This window comes from Celeribacter indicus, assembly GCF_000819565.1.
GTDB classification, from domain to species: Bacteria; Pseudomonadota; Alphaproteobacteria; order Rhodobacterales; family Rhodobacteraceae; genus Celeribacter; species Celeribacter indicus.
Genome location: NZ_CP004393.1, coordinates 2,260,713 through 2,279,634, shown reverse-complemented (window position 1 = coordinate 2,279,634; position 18,922 = coordinate 2,260,713). Strand labels below are relative to the sequence as shown.

The window sequence follows — 18,922 nt, the reverse complement described above, 5'->3', positions numbered from 1 at the left end:
TGAAAGCCTGAAAAGCGGAAAGCCGCGCAACCGGGTTTCCGGCTGCGCGGCTCTGCCGGTTATGCGGCCTTCTCCAGCAAGGTCTTGGCTTTCGCCTCCAGTTCGAGGCGGCTGTCCTGATGGGCCTTGCTGCGGGCATGGGCCGTCATGCCCTGCACGAAATCGAAAATGCTTTCGGGCGGGCGGCCTTCTTCCTGCAACACGGTTTCGATGATCTTGCCGGTCTCCGCCTTTGAGAACCCGCGCTTGCGCAGGAAAGTTTGGCGGTCCTCGTCGGTGCGGGCGACGATCCGCTCCCGCGCCGCCCTGATCCCGGCCACGAATGGCGCGGGCGAGGAATTGGCGAAGCCGGTCAAAGCCGGGGCCGCTTCATGGGCGAAACGCTGTGCGGCAAACTTGCTGTGCCGGATGCTGATTTCCTCGAACCCTTCCACGCCCCAAAGGTTGCGGTTCATGCAAACCGCCCGGAGATAGAAGGAAGCGATGCCGAGGGTCTTCGATCCGACTTCGCTGTTCCAGCAATAGAAGCCCCGGAAATAAAGGTCGGGGTCGCCGTTCGGCAGGCGTTCGGCCTCGATGGGGTGCGTATCGTCCACCAGAAACAGGAAAACGTCGCGGTCGCTGGCGTAAAGCGTGGTCGTGTCCTTGGTCACGTCCACGAATGGATTGTGCGTCATGGTCGCCCAATCCAGAACGCCCGGCACCTTCCACATGGTATCGCCGACGCCATTGCCCGCGATCTTCATGACGGCGGCGACAAGCTCATGGTCCCAGATGCGACCATAATCCGGGCCGGTCACGGCGCGAAGCTCAACGCGCCCGTCCTCGGTTTCCAGCGTCTTCACCAATTCGCCGCGATGGCTCACAAGGCCATGTTGCAGATTGATGCCCGCCAGCGGTGCGGGAAGGTCGCGCAGGTAGCGGGCGGGTGCGCCGACAAGGCTGCAAAGCTGCCCGAAACTCCAATGCGTCGGGGCGACGGGCTGCTCCTGTCCGGGGACGATCAGCGAAAGCCGTTCCGCATCGTCGCGGCTGGCTTCCACGCGCACGGCGCGACTCTCCACGGTGCGGGCCTTGGCGCGATCCGCGCGGGACTTCACGGCGTCGTAAAGCTCGGTCAGCGACAGATAGCGTTCATCATCCGGGCGCGAGAACCATTCCGACGAAACGCGGCCGATATTCTCGCCGCGTGAAATGTCCACACGGTAGCCCTTGGAAACGGGCTGCTGCTGATGGTTCAGGGTCATTGTGTTCATGGTCTTTCCTTTCATGGGCTTGGGTTGGAGCGCAGCGCTGCGCTGCAACCCTGCCCGTCGGCGAGACCGGGGGGTGCAAGGTGCAAGGGTGGACGGGCGGAGGGGGATCACCCGGCCTGCACAAGCGGATCGAAGTGATGACGAAGATGCGAAGCATGTATCCGCGCGGAAGGGTGGGGATACCGCCCGGCCGCCCTTGTGCCGCGCCAGGGGGCAGCGCCCCCAAGCAACCGGCCCGGCCAAAGCGAAGCAGCGGCCGGGGGAGAAAATCTGATCGGGATACGCAAAGCCTGATAATCGGAAAGCTGCCTATCCCGATCTCCTTGTTCCTTGAGAGACGGCGGCCATGAGCAAAAAAAGAAGCCCCGCTCGGATGAGCGGGGCAGTCCGGGGTTTCGGTCTTAGTCGCCGTTGCGGCGGGACCAGATGAGGTTGTGGGACTTTCCGTCCTCGGCTTCGACCAGGCTGGCGTAGATCGGTGCCGGGAAGCTTGGATCGTCCAGCTTGACGGAGAGGTATTCGCGCTGCGTCTCGCGGGCGACCTTCTTCCAGGCCGCGCCGAACTCGGTGGCACCGGCGAAGATGCGGAAGTCTGGGCCGCGCTCGCTGTCGCTCTCGGTGGCGGTGAACTTGGCCTTGACGTTGAGGGTCAGGGTCTTGACCGCGCCGGTGAAGCCCGCGCCGTTCTCGTTCTGGGTGAAGGTGCCGATGGTTGCCATTGTCGTATTCCTTTTCCTGTCGGGCCGCACCATTGCGACCTCGATGGCGGTCGTGAGACCGGGGACGATCGGCCCCGCACCCCTTGGGGCTGGAACATCGTGGAAGGCGGCCGGCGACGGCTTTTTTGTTTCGCGCTGCAAAGCCGAAGGCGGCGGAAAAAAGCTGGCAACGGACGTTGCGGGAAGACAAGCGAGGCGAAGCCGGTCGTCGGTCAGACCTTGCCAGATCGAGGACGCGGATGGAGCGCCCATAACAGGAAATCGCGTGGAATACGGCAATGGCGGCCGTCCTGTGCCTTGCCGGAATTGGGGACTTTACGCGGGTTTATTGGCTGCGGTTTTCCCTGATCCGACCGGAAAGGCCGATTCGCCCTGTCGCCAGCGGGGGCCTGCGGGTGTGGCCTCGTCTGACCTTCGCGGGTGCTGCCGTGTCCGATGCGGCTGGAAGATCGCATGCGGGCATTTCGCCATGCTCGGCCAGGTGGATGGTTCGAGCTTCCCGGCGCTGATCCGCCTGCCGTTTGGAGTGGATGGAAAGCCGAACCTCATGGGCCTGCCGGGGCGACCAAGGCGGAAGCCCGAGACTGGCTTGCTCAACCGGGTGGGGCTTGCCGCGAAATGGCCGCTGCCGCCCTTGCGTTAGGGATTGAAGCCGAATGGCGGAAACGCGCCAAAGGCGTGGTTCCGGCGCAGCCGAAAGCCCGGCCCGTAGGGCAACGCCCAAGCCTTTCCTTCCTCCTGCCGTATTGACATTGTGGATACGAGCACTCATATTGCGATCATGACCAAAGCTCGTATCGCCCCTTCGGAATCTGCCCGTTCTGCGACCACCGCCGTTGCAGTTCGTGCCTCTACGGCTGACACCAAGGGCAGCATCAATCTGCGGATCGAGACTGGCACGCGCCAGCTCATCGACGATGCGGCGGCGGTGCTCGGCAAGACGCGCACCGAGTTCATGGTGGAAAGCGCCCGGCGGCAAGCGGTCGATGTGCTGCTCGACCAGCGCTTGTTCACGCTCGACCCCGAGCGCTACGACGCCTTCATGCAAGCGCTCGACAATCCGCCCGCACCGGGGCCGAAGCTCAAAGCCCTGCTGCGCCGGACCCCGGCATGGCAGAAATAGACGACACGCCCGACCATCCCGAATTGCCACTGTCTGCTCCTGTTCCTCTGACGGCAGAGCATGATCTTTCGGCATTCGACTGCGGTGAGCCTGCATTGAACGACTGGCTGCGCCACCGGGCCTTGAAGAACGAAAGCCGGTTCTCGCGCACCTATGTCGTGTGTGCGGGCAATCAGGTCGTCGGTTATTTTTGCATTTCGGCCGGGTCGGTCGAGCGTGGTGCAGCGCCCGGCAAGGTGCGGCGCAACGCGCCCGACCAGATTCCGGTCTCGATCATCGGCCGGCTGGCCGTTGACCTCGACCACGCAGGAAAGGGCCTCGGTGCGGATCTTTTGGCGGACGCGCTGCACCGGATCGCTCTGGCTTCGCAAAGCATCGGCATCGGAGCTGTGATGGTCCAGGCGAAGGATGAGGCGGCCAAACACTTCTATCTGCGCTGTGCCGAGTTCGTCGAATACCCCGAAGACAGCCGGACGCTGTTCCTGCCTATCGAAACCGTGGTCGCGGCGTTTAGCTAGAGTTTGGGAGAAATGCGATGGGTGAAGCCAAGCGAAAGAAGCAAGAACGGGCTGCTTGGCCGGATTCTGATCGCTACAACGGCACGATAGATCTTCACGTTCTGCCGCCGGCGGCGGAGATTGACGGAGCACGCATTCGCGAACTGACAGGTGATGATACAATACCGGACACGACGCAGGTCATCTTGCGCGCGTTCAGAGCAGTTGTTGGTGAGCGGACCTTCCATGTCGGATTCTGCCTCGGTGACGGAGAATCCTTCAGCGCTGTTGGTATCGCTGTCATCGAAAGACTGTCGATGGAAGCGCCGGGAGCCGCACTTCACATTGTGCCTATCGTCCACGACGACATCGCATGGGATATCGTGATGCGGCATCTGCGCAGCTTCACGGGGCAGGTATTGTTGTTCGCATTCCCGAATTCAGATGTTTACGACGCGGGCACCGCTGAAGTTTCCTACTCGAAACATATCCGTCAGTTCGATCCAAGCGGCGCCTTGCTTGGCCGATTGACCGAAGCGCAGCGGCGCAAGATACGCGAACAAAAAGCTTCGATGCTCAATCGACCGCCGCCGCCCAGATTCTATCCAGCATCCGGTGTCACGCAGGAAGACTCGCCATGGATATTCCGGGTTGGAACTCCTGCCGGAAAAGTCATCAGAACCGCCGTTTGGGATGGCCGTCGTAACTATGCGCATGAACTCCCTGAAGACATCGTGCGATGGGTGGGCGGCGACAGGATCGCCATCGTGCAGGTGGACAGTCCTGTTGGGGTCAATCGGCGGTCTTCACTCGACTTGACGCACAAGCTCGCCAAAGATTTCGATGGCGTCATTCACTGGGCGCGGGATACGGACACGTTTCAGTCGATTCTCAAGTCGTTTATCCGCCTCGATCTGGACTCGGTGAGTCCACCGGAGCTTCCTGCCGGTTGGGAGCCTGAAATCGTGATCTTCGCGGCAAACGGGGACCACGCGTGAAAAAAGCTGAATGCGAACAGGCTGTCCGGCATTTGTGCCATCAATGGCGGAAAGAATGTGGCTTTTCGTCCACTCCGGCAGACCAGTTGAGCTTCGGCAGCTTCCTGTCATGGGTCCAGCAGAATTATTCATCTTACCTTGATTTCCGCACCACCACCTCCGTCTCTTATGACGTGGAGATGTGGTTTGACGATGAATTCAAACAGAACTGGCGAAGGTAGGATCAGCATCGCGCGACACGGCTAACCCGAGGGCTGGCCGACGCCCGCCGCCAACCGCATCCATGCCGCGATGCCGACGCATCCGCCCCCGACGATGCAGAAGATTTGCCGCCAGATTTCGGACGGCACCGCCTCCTTGGTGATCCCATGGACCAGTGCATAGCCCGCGACGGCGGCGGGCGCGGCGAAGACAAGCGCCACGATCAGGCGGATGACGGGTGTGCGGATCGTCTCGAACAGCACGGCCAGGACGCCGAAGGCAACGCCAGCCGAGAACAGCCCGACCAGCCCCGCGCCGATCAGGCCGGAGCCGGTCTGATAGGCGAATTGCGCGGCGGCCAACCCGACGAAAAAGGGCAGCGCATAGATGGCGAGCGTATAGGCGAGAACGCAGAGAAGCGCGATCAACGCAACGCTCATGAACATGACGGCGACCATGATCTTGTTCCTTTGACTTTGCAGCACCGCCTTTCGCGCAGTCGTCAACACTGTCGCTGCACATCTTTATGGTGCCGTTATTGTTCCAATCTGTCGAGGTCATCCGGCCGCGCGGGAAAGCCGCGCGGCCGCGATTTTTTCGGGTGAAAGGCCGGGACCGCTTGTGCGCTCCCGGCCCGCCTTCATTCCGCCGCGACGGGAAAAGCCTCGTCCTCCGTGGCCTCGGCGCTCTCGGCCTCCGGCATGTCCTCGGCGGCGGGAATTTCCCGCTGCTCGTCGGCCAGCCATCCGGGCCGCTCGGTGCGCAGCACGGGCGGCAGCCAGCCGGTCCCGGCCAGAAGCTGCCCGGCGGCTTCCGCCATTTCCGGCTTCTTCCTGTCCGCGATCCGCTCCGCCGCCTCGTCGCCAAGGGCATCGCGCACGGCGGCGAGGATTTGCGCCTTGGTGACGCGCCCGAGATAGGCCCGAACCGTGGGCGTCCAGTGCGCCGTCATGTCGAGCGCAACCGCCGTCGCCAGCCTGTCGGCGGTGGCAAGGGCATGGCGCTTGTGAGCCTCCCACGGCTGCTTGACGGCATTGACGGTCAGCGAAGCGCAATGGGCGAACAGGGCCATGACGCTGGCATGATCCAGTCCGGCGATGAAGCCCCAAAGCTCCGCCACGTCGCGCGGCATGTCCGCCGCCCATCCGGCATGGCGATCCTCCAACGCCTTCGCCGCCGCCGTGTCCTCGATCCCGTCCGCGTGGCTGGCGAGATAGCCGCTCGTCGGGCGGATTTCGAGGCAATGGGCATCCCCGCCGCCGCGATAGAAGGTCTGCGCGGCGAGCGCATGGGTGACGGCGATCAGGGCCATGTCCGGCTGCTCGCCAAGGGCGAGACGCAGGGCAAGGGTGCGATGCGCGGTCAGGTCGCGGATGAGCGAGTCCGACAGCGGTTTGCCGTCTTCCTCCGCATCCTCGTCCTCCGGCTCATGGTCGGAAACGGGATGGCCGTCCCCATCATGTTCGCCACCGTCCATGATTTCGCCATCGCCGTTGACGCGCACCCCGTCGATGACGGTGCTGCCGTCCTCCGCTTCGGGTTCCTCCGGTTCCGGGGCTTCGTCCTCGGGCCGGATGAACCCGCGCTCGATCCGGGCTTCCCCGTCATGGTTCAGAACCACGAACACGCCACCGCGCGCGATCTCGTCGGCCTCATAGGCATAGCGCTTGGCGTCGATCCGCTCGATTTCGGCTTCAAGCTCCGCGAAGCGCTGATCCACTTCCGGCGGCAGGTCCACGTCCGCGTCCTCCCATTCCGCCGACAGGCGTTCAAGTTCCTCCTGCGCGGCGTCGTAGGCGGTTTCGTCTTCTTCCGAAAGCTCTACCGGCTGCGGATAGCTGCGGCGCAGGCCGTGAGCGTGGGGCCAGTCGATATGGGTCGAGACCCATTTCCACCCCTCGGCCTCCTGAACCTGCGCCGCGATGCCTTCCAGCTTGTCGAGGGCCAGCCGATCCAGCAACGCGGCATCTTCATAGAAGCCGCCACGATCATCGGTGAACAGATCGCGGATGATGGTGCCGCCCGCCTCCGTATAGGCTTCCGCCCCGACAAGGATTGCGCGCCGGTCGGTTGCCACCACATTGCTGGCGGTCAGGTCGCGGCGGATGATCCACGGCTCGCGGTTGTAGGACAGGTTCTCGAAAACCTGTTGCTGCCGGGCATGGTCCTCGGTGATGGCGAAGGCCATCAACTGATCCAAGGTCAGATCGCCGTCACGGTAGACCTGCATCAGCTTGGGGCTGACCGCGCCGAGGCGAAGCCGCTGCTTCACCACATGCGCGGTGACGCCGAAGCGGGCGGCGATTTCCTCCGCACCCCATCCGCGCGTTTCGGCAAGCTCGCGGAAGCGCTCGAACTGGTCGGCGGGGTGCAGGTCTTCGCGGGTCACGTTCTCGTCAAGGCTGATCTCGGCAGGGTCGTTCGCCGTGTCGATGACGCAGCGGATCGGCTCGGTCCGCTTGATCTCCTTGCGCTTGGCGCGCAGCAACTGCGCCAGCCTGCGGCCTTCGCCGACACTCACCAGATAGCAGCCGGTCGGCTCGCCTTCCGCGTCAAGTTCCGGCTCCACCACCAGATTTTGCAGGATGCCCTTGGCGGCGATGCTCGCCGCCTTCGCCTCGATGGACGCTTCGCTGTGCGGGGTCTTCCGGGCGTTCTGCGGGTGCTTCTTGAGCTTGTTGAGCGGGATGAAAACCGTTTCGCCATGTTCGGGAACGGTCGGGGTCTGTGTCTTCGTCGTCATGGTCTTTCCTTTCATGGGCTTGGGTTGGAGCGCAGCGCTGCGCTGCAACCCTGCCCGTCGGCGAGACCGGGGGGTGCAAGGTGCAAGGGCGGACGGGCGGAGGGGGATCACCCGGCCTGCACAAGCGGATCGAAGTGATGACGAAGATGCGAAGCATGTATCCGCGCGGAAGGCTGGGGATACCGCCCGGCCGCCCTTGTGCCGCGCCAGGGGGCATCGCCCCCAAGCAACCGGCCCGGCCAAAGCGAAGCGGCGGACGGGCACATGAGCTGGATCAGGATATGGGAACGCGGATGGCGTGAAGCCCTGCCATCCTGATCGCATCTTCATCTGGTAAGCAAAGAGAGTAGTATGCCGATACTGTCAGAGTAGTTGGCGAGGTGGCTTCGCCATGGTCGAGAAACGCAATCGGGAGATTCTAAGACGCCGGCGAGCTGGCGAGACCTTCCCGGCCCTTGCGCGGGATTACCAGATCTCGCGTGAGCGTGTGCGCCAGATATTCGAGCGGGAGGACAGGAAGGAACAGCGCCGGACGGAATTGGCCGAGGCCGATAGCCGTCCGGATCAACCGAACCCGCTGCATCTTGAACCGTATGAACGGAGAATCCTTGCCGAGTTTTGCGGCAAGGTGGAGTTCACTCCCGATGATGTCGAGGATCGGGGGTTTTGGCGAAGCAATCTCCCTTGCGAAAATAGAGCCTGGCGCGCAATCGTGAAATGGATGGCACTCGCGGGCAAAGAACCCACAAAGCCGCCTGGAATGTGGACGATTGAGGAATGGCAGCAGCACGATTTTTCTCATGCCAGCAAGCGCGACTAAGTGGAAGCTGCTCTCCTGTAGCGGCCGTCAACGCCATGCGAACGTCTATTTTGTAGGGTCATGGAGGGCTATGGAGTAGACATAGTTCTCATCGCTATCCCGCGTGCCCCGCCACTTATCCCTTTCGATATCACGGATGCAGGCCCACGCGGCCGCCTCCCCTCCGCGTGCTTTCGCCTTGCTCCTCCCAGCCGGACGCGGCATGTTCGGAGGCCCGGAGAGGGAGCAGGCCATGCCGGAGAAGAGACCAGCCACGGAACGCGCGCCCCGGATCGTCGTCATGGGCGTGAGCGGCTGCGGCAAGTCCACGTTCGGCGCGCGGCTGGGGGCGGCGCTGCGGCTGCCCTTTCTCGAAGGCGACCTGTTCCATCCGCCGGAGAACCGCGCCGCGATGGCGGCGGGCCGCCCGCTCGACGACGCGATGCGCGGGCCGTGGCTCGACCGGCTCGCACAGGCGCTGACAGCCTATCGCGAGACCGGCTGCGTGCTGTCCTGTTCCGCCCTCAAACGCGCCTATCGCGACCGGTTGCGGCAGGCCGGGCCGCTCCTCTTCCTCCATCTCGCGCTCGACCCGCAGACCGCCCGCGCGCGGGTCGGCACGCGCAGCGGCCATTACATGCCCGCCACGCTGGTCGAGAGCCAGTTCGCCGCCCTCGAACCGCCGGCAGCCGACGAGGCGGCGCTGGTGCTCGATGCCACTGCCTCGCGCGATGCGCTGGTCCAGGCGGCGCTGTCGCGGCTGGCGGCCGGGCGGCGCTAGGGCACGTACTCAATAAGTGTATTTCCGTTTGTAGCGTGTTATGATTCACTTCTGCCAAAAGCGGAGGGTTTCATGGCGCGGTACGATCTGAGCGACGAGGAGTGGCAACTGGTGGAGCCGCTCATTCCGAAGCCTGGCAAGGGCAAGCGTCGGGTTGATGACCGGCGGGTGGTGAACGGGATATTTTACGTGCTGCGGACTGGCGCACCTTGGCGCGATCTGCCGGAGCGATATGGCCCATACACGACCGTCTACAACCGGTTCAACCGCTGGGCCAAGCGCGGTATCTGGCTGAAAGTGTTCGAGGAACTGGCACAACGATCGCCGCAGTCGCTGCAGTTGATCGACAGTTCCATCGTCCGCGCCCATCAGCACGCCGCAGGTGGAAAAAAGGGGGCGAGGCTCACGCCATCGGCCGTTCTCGTGGCGGACTGAGCACCAAGATCCACGCCGTGGTCGATCAGGACGGCTTGCCGGTCCGGCTGCACATTACGGCCGGACAGGCCTCCGACAAGACGGTGGCTCCGTTGCTCTTGGACGACCTGCCCCCCGGCATCGTCGTCGCAGACCGAGGATACGACAGCCTGGCCTTGGTAAAGCGCGTGGCGGCGCGGGGTGGCGAAGCACATATCCCGACCCAGAGCCGCGTCCGCCTGCAACGCAGCGTCCCGCCCGATCTCTACCGCCGCCGCAATCTCGTTGAACGATACTTCTGCAAAATCAAACAGTTTCGCCGCATCGCCACACGCTTCGAAAAGCATGCGGTCAACTTCCTCGCAGCAGTCGCCCTCGCCTCAACAAGGATCTGGTTGCGATCAATTGAGTACGTGCTCTAGCCGGGAAAGATCCGCACGCATCCGCTCCGCAGCGACGCGCCCGCGGCACCCGGCAGGTGCAGCAGCGCCTCGAGCCCGTCGTTGTCCTCGATCAGATCCTGGAGGGTCATCCCGTCGAGCACGCCATAGAACGCGTCGAGCGCCGCCTGGAGCGCGCCGCGCAGGCGGCAGGCGACCTTGAGAGGGCAGGTATTGTCCACGCCCGAGAAACATTCCGCGAAGGGAACGCCCGCCTCGAACTGCCGGAACACCTCGCCGATGGAGATCTCGCCGGCCGGGCGCGCCAGCACGAGCCCCCCGGCCCGGCCGCGGGTCGTCTCGATATAGCCGCTGGTCGCAAGCAGGTGCACGACCTGCGCCAGATGGTTTTCCGATGCGTTCGCCGCCTGGGCGATTTCCGCGCGGCGCACCATGCGGCTATCGTTGACCGCACAGGCCATGAGCACCCGCATCGCCAGATTCGTTCGGATCGTCAGTCGCATGTCACCTTCGCCCTCCCGGCGCCCTCCCGGTCCTTTCCGGCCAGCCTACAGGTCGGCCCTGCCCGCCTGCGTTGATCTGGATCAGAAAAGAGACATCTCAGATGGCGAAAAACCCCGGTGCAAAGGCCGTGGCGGCGCTGCGCCCCGCCGCATCGGCGGCGACGAGCCGGCCGGAGGCGAGCACGACCTCCGTCACCGGGCCGAATCCTTCGGGCGGGTCGAGCACGGCGATCGCGTGGCGGATCCTGTGCTGCCGGCCCTCCGCCAGCACGAGGCCCGTCGCCACGCCCTCGCGGGCGACGGCGGAGCCTCCTTCGGCGGCGGCGCGGTGGCCTTGCGCCCCGGCCGTCACGCCGTCCTCGACCGCGAGCACGCCGGCATGCCGCCCGTCCCAGGGCGCGTGATCCCGGCCGCCGTCGGAGATCCAGAGCATCGTGACCGGCAGGATCCGCGCCTCCTTGAGGATCACGAGGAGATCGCCGGCCTGCCGCCGCAGCAGCGCGGTCCAGCCGAGCCGCGCGCCTTCCGCCTCGACCAGGGTCACGAAATCCTCCTCCCGGCCCGCGTCGGGATAGCGCGTGAGATCCCGCGTCCCGCCGGCGGCCGCGGGAAAGACACGCGGATCCGCGGTCCGCGCCGGATAGGCGAGGCCATGGCGCGCGGCGAGCGGCGGGCCGGCGGTCAGCGCGGCACGCTTCGGGGAAAAGGTGATCGCGTCGCCGGGCGCGAGGCGGAACATCGGATGATGGGCGACGGGAAGCACGCCCGCCCCGTCCGCGATCCCGTGGCACTGGTAGAGCACGCTCTCGCCGCTGCGCAGCCGCACTTCCTTCGTCACCCGCGCGCCCATCACCCGCGCGCCGAGCGTGAGGCAGAGCACGGCAGACCCCGCGTCCTGCGCCCGCGAGGTGACATGCCAGGGGGAATTCGCGCTCCAGCCGTGCGGCGGATCGTCCAGAAGATCGGAACTGCCGAAGGGCGCGGCGAGGAAATCGCCGGCGAGCCCGGCATCGACGGCGCTGTCCGCCTGCTCCGCGGCGGGCGTGCCGACCCAATGGGCGGTATGGAAGATCTCGCGCCCACGGACACGGAACCTGCGGATATTGCCGATCGCCGGATCGAGCGCCACCTCCGAGGCGCCCGCGGCGATCCTCAGCCAGCCCTCCTGCCCGGCGCCGCCCATGGCTCAGCCCCGAAATCCGGTCGCCACGACGAATTTCTCCGAACTGTCGGCGCGCGAGGCGGGCGGTTTCACATTCACGACCTTCTCGAATTTCTGCTTCAGGAGCTTCTGCAACTCTCCCTCCGCCCCGCCCGCGAGCACTTTCGCCACGAAGGTTCCGCCGGGGGTGAGCACGTCGAAGGCGAGATGCGCCGCCGCCTCGCACAGCGCGATGATGCGCAGGTGGTCGGTCTGCTTATGGCCGGAGGAGGCCGCGGCCATGTCCGACATCACCACATCCGCCTCGCCGCCGAGCCAGCCCTTCACCTTCTCGTCCGCGCCGTCCTCCATGAAATCGAGCTGGTGGGTTTCCGCCCCCGCGATCGGCTCGACCTCCTGGAGATCGACGCCGAGGACCGTGCCGATCTGCTTGCCGGATTTCTCGCCAAGGGCGTTCACCCGCTTCACCGCGACCTGGCACCAGCCGCCGGGCGCACAGCCGAGATCGACCACCCGCGCGCCGGGCACGAGAAAGCGGAACCTGTCGTCGAGCTCGAGGATCTTGAAGGCCGCGCGGCCGCGATAGCCCTCGAGTTTCGCGCGCTTCACATAGGGATCGTTCAACTGACGCTCGAGCCAGCGCGTCGAGCTGAGCTTGCGCCCGCGGGCGGATTTCACCTTCACCCGCAGATCGCGCTGGCCGCGTCCGGAGGTCTTCTTCGTGCTCATGTCGCGCATCCCCTTGATCGGGAGCCTTATAGCAGCGCGCGCGGGGAAGGGTAAAGCGGGCAAGGCACCCCGTGGGGAGACGGGAGGCCCTGCCCGGCCCGGCACGGTCAGTGCGCGAGCATCTCCGCGACGACCTCCTCGCCCGACAGCGACGCCGGATAGTAGGTCGGCCAGTTGCTCAGCTCCTCGAGCAGCGCCGCGCGGTCGTCGCCCCAGTAGAGGTGATAGTGATCCGCCTTCTGCGGCGCGATGATATGGTCGCTGAACTGGATGAACTCCGGTGCCTCCGCATCGCCCCCGGCCTTCTCGAAGACGAAGCGCACGCCGCGATTGCCTGCCTCGTAGGTCAGAACCTCGTAGCCGTCGCTCTCGTAGCGCCCACCATAGGAGGTGTCGCCCTCGTGGAAGGTCACCCTGTCGCCGGCGATCTCGATCCGGTCCACCCCGGTCGCATAGCCGGTTTCGTAATAGGCGCGATACTCCGCGGCACTCTTCTCGCCGCTTTCGGCCTTGTGCGCCATCACCGGGTCGAGCGTGCCGTCGGTGAGATAGGGATAGACCGACTGCCACTCGCCCTCCCAGTCGGAGAGCGGGCGCGGTGCGATCCAATCGTCTTCGAAATGGCCGCTGTAGATCTGTTCGGCGCGCGGATCGTCTCCATGGCTGTGGCTGTGGGTGTGGGTGTGGTCATGGCCGTGATCATGGTCGTGGTCGTTCGCGACCGCGCCGGTCGCGGCCAGCAGGGCGGCGCCGAAAATCGCGCCGATCGGTCCGGGTGTCGTCAACCTCATGTGTTTCTCCTGTTCCTGTCCTGCGGCGTCGCGCGCCGCTGATTCCGTAATGTTATATCATAACACATCCCTCCTAGAGAAAAGCGCCGGGCGGTGCAACCCCGCCCGGCCGGGGTCAGCCGAGCGCCTTCAGCCGTGCCAGAAGGCTCGAGGTGTCCCAGCGCCCGCCGCCCATGGCCTGCACATCCTTGTAGAACTGGTCGACCAGCGCCGTGACCGGCAGGGCGGCGCCGACCTCGTCCCCCGCCTCGAGACAGATCTTCAGATCCTTGCGCATCCAGTCGACGGCAAAGCCGTGCTCGTAGTCGCCCGCGAGCATCGTCCGGTGGCGGTTCACCATCTGCCAGCTTCCCGCCGCCCCGCCGGAGATCACCTCGACGAGCGCCTCTCCGTCGAGCCCGGATCTCTCCGCAAGGTTCAGCGCCTCCGACAGCCCCTGCACGAGCCCCGCGATGCAGATCTGGTTGCACATCTTCGCGGTCTGCCCCGCGCCGACCTCGCCCAGGCGCTTCACGATCCTGCCATAGGCGGCCATCACCGGCTCGGCCTGGGCGAAATCCCGCCCGGAGCCACCGCACATCACCGACAGCACGCCGTTTTCCGCGCCCGCCTGCCCGCCCGACACGGGCGCGTCGACATAGCCGATCCCCGCCTCCGCCGCGACGGCGGCAAGCTCCCGCGTCACCTTCGCCGAAACCGTCGTGTGGTCGACGAAGACCGCGCCGTCGCCCATCCCGGCAAAAGCCCCCTCCGGCCCGAGGCAGACCGCGCGCAAATCTTCGTCATTGCCCACGCAGGCCATCACGAAATCGCATCCGTCCGCCGCGGCGCGCGGCGTCGGCGCATCCTTGCCGCCATGCGCGCGCACCCAGTCGCCGGCCTTTGCCGCGGTGCGGTTGTAGACCGTCACATCGTGACCCCGTGACGCCAGATGACCGGCCATCGGATATCCCATCACCCCGAGCCCCAGAAACGCGACTTTTGCCATGGCTTTTCCCTTTCCCTGCAATGTGCTTTAAGGCGAGGCCAGACGGTAAGGCCTTGTTCTGCGCCGTCAACGGATAACTCCGCATAGCTGACTTCACGGGGACAGGCCCTTTCATGGCGCGTATCTTCTCGATCCTTCTGAAACTCGTCTCCGGCCTCGTGCTGCTCGGCGTGCTCGGCATCTGGCTGACCTACTGGCTCGCGGCGCGCTCCCTGCCCGATTACAACGCCGATCACGACGTGGCCGGCATCGGCGCGGAGGTGGAGATCGCGCGCGACAATGCCAATGTGCCGCATATCTTCGGCAGCAGCGACGAGGACGTCTATTTCGGCCTGGGCTTCACCCACGCGCAGGACCGGCTGTTCCAGATGATGCTGCTGCGCCGCACCGCGCAGGGGCGGCTGTCGGAGGTCTACGGCCAGCGCACCTTCGCGACCGACACGCTGATGCGGCGGCTCGGCCTCTATCAGGCCGCCCAGGCTTCCGTGGAGGCACAGTCGGAGGAGACGCGCGCCGCCCTCGAGGCCTATGCGCGCGGCGTCAATGCCTGGATCGCGGAGGTGAACGAGGACGCGCTGGGGCGCGGGGCGCCGGAATTCTTCCTCTTTCCGACCGAGATCGCCTATTGGCAGCCCGCCGATTCCCTCGCCATCCTGAAACTCACCGCCGTCTCCCTGTCCGAACAGATCCCCGACGAGGTGCTCCGCGCGCGCGCCTCGCTGCTGCTCTCGCCCGAACGACTCGCCGACCTCATGCCCGATGCGCCGGGACGGGGCACCGCGCTTCTGGACGATTATGCCGCGCTCTTTCCCGATGTCCCGCCCGGCGCGCCCGGCACGCAGACCGACTACGCCATGGCGCCCTTCCCCGAACGCGGCCTCGCGGGGGCCTCGAACGTCTGGGCGGCCGCTCCCGGCCGCTCGACGAGTTCCGCCACGCTGCTGGCCAACGACCCGCACCTCGGGTTCACCGCGCCGGGGGCCTGGTATCTCGCGCGGCTCGAGCTCGAGAACGGCGGCGTGATCGGCGCCTCCATTCCCGGCGTTCCGGGCATCGTCTCCGGCCGGCGGGAGGATTTCGGCTGGGGCATCACCGCCTCCTATCTCGACGATGCGGATCTCTATGTCGAACGGCTCAATCCCGACAATCCGCAGGAGGTGCTGACGCCCGACGGGTTCAGCGCGATGCGCAGCCGCCCCTCGATCGTCCAGATCAAGAACGCGAAACCCGTCACGCTCACCCTGCAATGGACGGACAACGGACCCGTCCTGCCGAAGGAAGCCTTCGACGTCGGGACGATCACCCCGCCGGGGCATGTGATGTCGGTCGCCTGGACCGCCCTCCTGCCCGACGACCGCTCGATGAGCGCGCTCGTGGCGCTGAACCATGCCCATACGATCGAGGCGGCGATGACGGCGGCAGAGGAGTTCGCCGCCCCCTCCCTCAACCTCGCGCTCGCCGATCCCTCCCGCGTCGCGATGAAGGTCATCGGCCGCGCGCCCGCCCGCGACCCCGCCCACCAGTCCCGCGGCCGCATCCCCTCGCCCGGCTGGATCGCCACGAACCGCTGGCAGGGCTGGCGCCCCTTCGCCGACCTGCCGCTGTTCGAGGCCGGCCGCGACGGCATCATCGGCAACACGAACAACAAGACGGTGGAGGCACCCTTTCCCGATCACCTGTCCTACAACTGGGGCGACACGCAGCGCATCCAGCGCTGGCGACGGCTGATGCAGGCGCGCGAGGTCCATACGCGCGAAAGTTTCATCGAGGTCCAGAACGACGTCGTCTCCCCCTCCGCGCGCACCCTCCTCCCGCTCGTCGGCGCCGACCTCTGGTTCACCGGCGAGGCCGCCCCCGAGGGCACGCCGGAGCGGCTGCGCCAGCGCGCCCTCACCCTGCTCGCGGAATGGAACGGGGAGATGAGTGAACACCTGCCCGAGCCGCTGATCTACTACGCCTGGATGCACGCCCTCCAGGACCGGCTGATCCGCGACGACCTCGGCCCGCTCGCCCATGAGTTCACCCATGTCGACCCGATCTTCATCGAACGCGTCTTCCGCGACATCGACGGCGCCTCCGCCTGGTGCGACGTGATCCAGTCCGCCGCCGTGGAGAGCTGTACCGACGTGGCGCGGATGGCGCTCGACGATGCGCTCGTGTGGATCGGGGAGCAGTATTCCACCGATCTCGAATCCCTGCGCTGGGGCGACGCCCATGTCGCCACCCATACCCATCCCGTGCTCGGCAACACGCCGTTTCTCAAATGGGTGGTGAACATCCGCCAGTCGACATCGGGCGGCGACAACACGCTGATGCGCGGCGTCACCTCCGGCGAGGGCCCCAATCCCTTCGCCAATGTCCATGGCGCGGCCTATCGCGGGGTCTATGATTTCGCCGATCCCGACAGTTCCGTCTTCATCATCGCGACCGGACAGTCCGGCCATCCGCTCTCCCGCCATTACGACGACCTGGGCGGCTTGTGGCGGCGCGGGGAATATGTGCCGATGAGCCTCGACCCGGAACTCGCCCGCGCGGCAGGCGTCGGGGTCACGCATCTGCGGCCCCGCTGAGGCGCCCCGGCCTTCGCCCGGAAAACAGGCGCTCTCCGATCCCGCGCCTTTCCTGGTGAGAATATTTATTTCATGCCTCTTGCGCCCGGTCCCGCGGCGCAGCATCCTGAGGCAAAGGTACCGGACAGGGGTACCGGACAAACCCACGGGGAGACGGCACATGGCATGGATCTATCTCACGGTCGCGGGGCTGCTCGAGGTCGTCTGGGCCTATTCCATGAAACAGTCCGACGGGTTCTCCCGCCTCGGCCCCTCCGTCTTCACGATCCTGACCATGCTCGCCTCCTTCGGCCTTCTCGGCCTCGCCATGCGCCACCTGCCGCTCGGCACCGCCTATATGGTCTGGACCGGCATCGGCGCGGTCGGCGCCTTCGTCGTCGGGGTGATCGTGCTGGGCGAAACCGTCAACCCGATGCGCCTCGCGGCGGCCGGGCTGATCGTCGCGGGCATCGCGGTGATGAAGGCGGCGGGATGACCCGTTCCGGCACGGACGTCCGCGGCCAGGTCCCGCTCAGGCCTGGCGCGTGATCTCGTTGCGGTAGACGAGGAAGCCCGCGCCCTTCGCGAGGGCGGTGCGGGCGGTCCGGTCGAGATCGGCATCCTTAAGCCGTTTCCGGCCGGTGATGTCCATCTGGTGCTTCAGCTCCGGATCCTCCCAGCCGGTCATCCCGAGGCCCTTGAGCGCATTGGCGATGGCGATCTCCCTGCCGGGCGCCACCATGAAGACGGCGATGGCATGCAAGGCCCCCGGACGCAGGCGGGTCTTCGCCCCGGCCCTCGCCTCGAACAGCATCATGAACAGCCGCATCCCGTCCTTCGGCATCGCCTGTGCAGGCGCGCGGGCGGCGGCGGGTTTCCCCGGCTTCGGATCGCTCATGTCATCTCCCGGAACTGCTTTTCCTGACGCGGGGTCCAGAGGACCTTCAGGTCATACCCGTCCTGCGTCATCTCCTCGTTCAGCACAACCCCTTCCTCGAACAGCCAGGCGCGTTTCCGGCCCTCGGCATAGGGAAGCACGAGGTCGCGCTCGATCTTGTCCTCCTCGAACCACGCGGAGACGGCGGCGAGCAGCGCGTCGATCCCCTCGCCCGTGACCGCGGAGATCGCAAAGACATTCGGCTCCCGCCCCGCGCGTTCGAGCCGCGCGGCACGCGCCTCCTCCGGCAGCAGGTCGATCTTGTTCCAGACCTCGAACATCGGCGTGTCCTCCCGGATCCCGAGATCATGGAGGATCTTCAGCACGTCTTCCTTCTGCTCCTCCGTCTCCTCGGCGGCGATGTCGCGCACATGCAGGATCAGATCGGCGTCGAGCACCTCCTCGAGCGTGGCGCGGAAGGCGGCGACCAGTTGCGTCGGCAGTTTCGAGATGAAGCCCACCGTGTCCGACAGGATGATCTCCCGGTCGCCGCCATGGGCGTTCGGGATCGACAACTGCCGCATCGTCGGGTCGAGCGTGGCGAAGAGCATGTCCTTGGCGAACACGTCCGCACCCGTCACCTTGTTGAAGAACGTGGATTTCCCGGCGTTCGTGTAGCCCACGAGCGCGACGATCGGAAACGGCACCTTGGCGCGCGAGGCGCGGTGCAGCTCGCGGGTCTTCACCACCTTGTCGAGCTGCCGGCGCAGGCGCACGAGCTGCTCGTCGATGGCGCGGCGGTCCGCCTCGATCTGCGTCTCGCCCGGACCGCCGACGAAGCCGAGCCCGCCCCGCTGGCGCTCGAGGTGGGTCCAGGCCCGCACGAGCCGGGTGCGCTGGTAGCTCAGCGCCGCCATCTCCACCTGCAACACGCCCTCGCGGGTGCGCGCGCGGTCGGAGAAGATCTCGAGGATGAGGCCGGTGCGATCGAGGATCTTCACCTTCCACTCCTTCTCGAGATTGCGCTGCTGAACCGGGCTCACCGGCCCGTCGATCAGCACGAGTTCGACCTCCGCGGCCTTCATCCGCTGGTTCAGCTCCTCGATCTTGCCCGTTCCGAACAGGTGGCCGGGCTGGATCTTCGGCAGGCGCACGATCTCCGAGCCGACCACCTCGAGGTTGGGCAGCGCCTCGGCGAGCGCCACGGCCTCCTCCAGCCCCGCGACCGGATCGCGCCGGTCCCGGTCGGAGGTGATGTCCGGGTGGAGAACCCAGGCGCGCGTCGGCAGGATCTCGTGTTCGTGCAATTCGGCCAAATGCCGCTCCTTCAACAGACGTGGGCACCCGCCGCGGGATGCGGGGGGTGCGCGTCACGTAATCGGTGCAGGACG

At 65.9% G+C, this 18,922-nt stretch carries 19 protein-coding genes; 8 read left to right on the top strand and 11 right to left on the bottom strand.

Translation table 11 applies throughout. The features are described from left to right. Positions 1 to 59: 59 nt before the first annotated feature. Positions 60 to 1,256 (bottom strand): hypothetical protein, encoded by a 1,197-nt coding sequence (locus P73_RS11450; RefSeq protein ID WP_043869653.1) that lies wholly within the window; start codon positions 1,254 to 1,256, stop codon positions 60 to 62. Positions 1,257 to 1,657: 401 nt separating this feature from the next. Next, positions 1,658 to 1,975 carry a DUF736 domain-containing protein gene (locus tag P73_RS11445; protein WP_043869652.1) on the bottom strand — a complete coding sequence of 106 codons (318 nt, stop codon included), beginning with the start codon at positions 1,973 to 1,975 and terminating at the stop codon, positions 1,658 to 1,660. A gap of 781 nt (positions 1,976 to 2,756) precedes the next feature. Here P73_RS11445 and P73_RS11440 point away from each other — a divergent pair. Genes P73_RS11440 through P73_RS11430 form a run of 3 tightly spaced genes read left to right on the top strand, consistent with a single transcriptional unit; the run spans position 2,757 to position 4,593 of the window. Next, positions 2,757 to 3,098, top strand: coding sequence for a type II toxin-antitoxin system TacA family antitoxin (locus P73_RS11440; protein WP_043869651.1), 342 nt, complete (start codon positions 2,757 to 2,759; stop codon positions 3,096 to 3,098). Beyond that, on the top strand, positions 3,086 to 3,616 hold the full coding sequence (locus P73_RS11435; RefSeq protein ID WP_043869650.1) for a GNAT family N-acetyltransferase: 531 nt from the start codon (positions 3,086 to 3,088) through the stop codon (positions 3,614 to 3,616). Before P73_RS11440 ends, P73_RS11435 begins: the two co-directional genes overlap by 13 nt. 17 nt (positions 3,617 to 3,633) lie before the next feature. Then, positions 3,634 to 4,593, top strand: a complete 960-nt coding sequence (locus P73_RS11430; protein ID WP_074743507.1) for a hypothetical protein — start codon at positions 3,634 to 3,636, stop codon at positions 4,591 to 4,593. Positions 4,594 to 4,835: 242 nt separating this feature from the next. On the opposite strand, the gene P73_RS11425 is transcribed toward P73_RS11430, so the two are convergent. Both P73_RS11425 and P73_RS11420 read right to left on the bottom strand, forming a co-directional pair. Then, positions 4,836 to 5,252: a hypothetical protein gene (locus tag P73_RS11425; RefSeq protein ID WP_043869648.1), complete on the bottom strand. Its 417-nt coding sequence runs from the start codon at positions 5,250 to 5,252 to the stop codon at positions 4,836 to 4,838. A 182-nt stretch (positions 5,253 to 5,434) separates the two neighbouring features. Beyond that, complete coding sequence (locus P73_RS11420) at positions 5,435 to 7,537, bottom strand: ParB/RepB/Spo0J family partition protein (protein WP_043869647.1); 2,103 nt, start codon at positions 7,535 to 7,537, stop codon at positions 5,435 to 5,437. 391 nt (positions 7,538 to 7,928) lie between these two features. On the opposite strand from P73_RS11420, the gene P73_RS25630 reads away from it, so the two are divergent. The 3 genes from P73_RS25630 (at position 7,929) to P73_RS24955 (ending at position 9,953) form a co-directional block, all read left to right on the top strand. Further along, positions 7,929 to 8,357 (top strand): hypothetical protein, encoded by a 429-nt coding sequence (locus P73_RS25630; protein WP_139267242.1) that lies wholly within the window; start codon positions 7,929 to 7,931, stop codon positions 8,355 to 8,357. 232 nt (positions 8,358 to 8,589) lie between these two features. After that, positions 8,590 to 9,117 (top strand): gluconokinase, encoded by a 528-nt coding sequence (locus P73_RS11410; RefSeq protein ID WP_043871647.1) that lies wholly within the window; start codon positions 8,590 to 8,592, stop codon positions 9,115 to 9,117. 72 nt (positions 9,118 to 9,189) lie between these two features. Next, a protein-coding gene (locus P73_RS24955) for an IS5 family transposase (RefSeq protein WP_202966905.1) occupies positions 9,190 to 9,953 on the top strand; the annotation gives its coding sequence in 2 pieces (ribosomal slippage) (positions 9,190 to 9,520 and positions 9,520 to 9,953; 765 coding nt in all). Here the strand turns inward: P73_RS24955 and P73_RS11395 are convergent. The 5 genes from P73_RS11395 to P73_RS11375 form a co-directional block, all read right to left on the bottom strand. Beyond that, positions 9,950 to 10,435, bottom strand: coding sequence for an RrF2 family transcriptional regulator (locus P73_RS11395; protein WP_052453209.1), 486 nt, complete (start codon positions 10,433 to 10,435; stop codon positions 9,950 to 9,952). The genes P73_RS24955 and P73_RS11395 overlap by 4 nt on opposite strands. Positions 10,436 to 10,532: 97 nt before the next feature. Continuing rightward, positions 10,533 to 11,618 carry a hypothetical protein gene (locus P73_RS11390; protein WP_052453208.1) on the bottom strand — a complete coding sequence of 362 codons (1,086 nt, stop codon included), beginning with the start codon at positions 11,616 to 11,618 and terminating at the stop codon, positions 10,533 to 10,535. Positions 11,619 to 11,621: 3 nt separating this feature from the next. Beyond that, positions 11,622 to 12,326, bottom strand: coding sequence for an RlmE family RNA methyltransferase (locus tag P73_RS11385; RefSeq protein WP_174446908.1), 705 nt, complete (start codon positions 12,324 to 12,326; stop codon positions 11,622 to 11,624). Between the two features lie 107 nt (positions 12,327 to 12,433). Further along, entirely contained in the window at positions 12,434 to 13,117 is a 684-nt protein-coding gene (locus P73_RS11380; RefSeq protein ID WP_052453207.1) for a ZinT family metal-binding protein, read from the bottom strand. A 115-nt stretch (positions 13,118 to 13,232) separates the two neighbouring features. Further along, on the bottom strand, positions 13,233 to 14,105 hold the full coding sequence (locus P73_RS11375) for an NAD(P)-dependent oxidoreductase (protein ID WP_043869643.1): 873 nt from the start codon (positions 14,103 to 14,105) through the stop codon (positions 13,233 to 13,235). Between the two features lie 113 nt (positions 14,106 to 14,218). Between P73_RS11375 and P73_RS11370 the strand changes: the two genes are divergently transcribed. Then, on the top strand, positions 14,219 to 16,675 hold the full coding sequence (locus tag P73_RS11370) for a penicillin acylase family protein (protein ID WP_043869642.1): 2,457 nt from the start codon (positions 14,219 to 14,221) through the stop codon (positions 16,673 to 16,675). A 160-nt stretch (positions 16,676 to 16,835) separates the two neighbouring features. Continuing rightward, positions 16,836 to 17,150 (top strand): DMT family transporter, encoded by a 315-nt coding sequence (locus P73_RS11365; RefSeq protein ID WP_043869641.1) that lies wholly within the window; start codon positions 16,836 to 16,838, stop codon positions 17,148 to 17,150. A gap of 36 nt (positions 17,151 to 17,186) precedes the next feature. Here the strand turns inward: P73_RS11365 and P73_RS11360 are convergent, their stop codons facing one another. Then, positions 17,187 to 17,552 (bottom strand): hypothetical protein, encoded by a 366-nt coding sequence (locus P73_RS11360; RefSeq protein ID WP_043869640.1) that lies wholly within the window; start codon positions 17,550 to 17,552, stop codon positions 17,187 to 17,189. Next, positions 17,549 to 18,847 (bottom strand): GTPase HflX, encoded by a 1,299-nt coding sequence (hflX, locus tag P73_RS11355; RefSeq protein ID WP_052453206.1) that lies wholly within the window; start codon positions 18,845 to 18,847, stop codon positions 17,549 to 17,551. The genes P73_RS11360 and hflX overlap by 4 nt, the downstream gene beginning before the upstream one ends. Between the last annotated feature and the right edge of the window lie 75 nt (positions 18,848 to 18,922).

Bases quoted from the DNA above. Each gene is read 5' to 3' on its own strand.
- P73_RS11410 (WP_043871647.1), top strand. From the start codon at position 8,590: ATGCCGGAGAAGAGACCAGCCACGGAACGCGCGCCCCGGATCGTCGTC.
- P73_RS11435 (WP_043869650.1), top strand. From the start codon at position 3,086: ATGGCAGAAATAGACGACACGCCCGACCATCCCGAATTGCCACTGTCT.
- P73_RS25630 (WP_139267242.1), top strand. From the start codon at position 7,929: ATGGTCGAGAAACGCAATCGGGAGATTCTAAGACGCCGGCGAGCTGGC.
- P73_RS11380 (WP_052453207.1), bottom strand. From the start codon at position 13,117: ATGAGGTTGACGACACCCGGACCGATCGGCGCGATTTTCGGCGCCGCC.
- P73_RS11360 (WP_043869640.1), bottom strand. From the start codon at position 17,552: ATGAGCGATCCGAAGCCGGGGAAACCCGCCGCCGCCCGCGCGCCTGCA.
- P73_RS11450 (WP_043869653.1), bottom strand. From the start codon at position 1,256: ATGAACACAATGACCCTGAACCATCAGCAGCAGCCCGTTTCCAAGGGC.
- P73_RS11425 (WP_043869648.1), bottom strand. From the start codon at position 5,252: ATGGTCGCCGTCATGTTCATGAGCGTTGCGTTGATCGCGCTTCTCTGC.
- P73_RS11440 (WP_043869651.1), top strand. From the start codon at position 2,757: ATGACCAAAGCTCGTATCGCCCCTTCGGAATCTGCCCGTTCTGCGACC.
- P73_RS11420 (WP_043869647.1), bottom strand. From the start codon at position 7,537: ATGACGACGAAGACACAGACCCCGACCGTTCCCGAACATGGCGAAACG.
- P73_RS11430 (WP_074743507.1), top strand. From the start codon at position 3,634: ATGGGTGAAGCCAAGCGAAAGAAGCAAGAACGGGCTGCTTGGCCGGAT.
- P73_RS11395 (WP_052453209.1), bottom strand. From the start codon at position 10,435: ATGCGACTGACGATCCGAACGAATCTGGCGATGCGGGTGCTCATGGCC.
- P73_RS11370 (WP_043869642.1), top strand. From the start codon at position 14,219: ATGGCGCGTATCTTCTCGATCCTTCTGAAACTCGTCTCCGGCCTCGTG.
- P73_RS11375 (WP_043869643.1), bottom strand. From the start codon at position 14,105: ATGGCAAAAGTCGCGTTTCTGGGGCTCGGGGTGATGGGATATCCGATG.
- P73_RS11390 (WP_052453208.1), bottom strand. From the start codon at position 11,618: ATGGGCGGCGCCGGGCAGGAGGGCTGGCTGAGGATCGCCGCGGGCGCC.
- P73_RS11385 (WP_174446908.1), bottom strand. From the start codon at position 12,326: ATGAGCACGAAGAAGACCTCCGGACGCGGCCAGCGCGATCTGCGGGTG.
- P73_RS11365 (WP_043869641.1), top strand. From the start codon at position 16,836: ATGGCATGGATCTATCTCACGGTCGCGGGGCTGCTCGAGGTCGTCTGG.
- P73_RS11445 (WP_043869652.1), bottom strand. From the start codon at position 1,975: ATGGCAACCATCGGCACCTTCACCCAGAACGAGAACGGCGCGGGCTTC.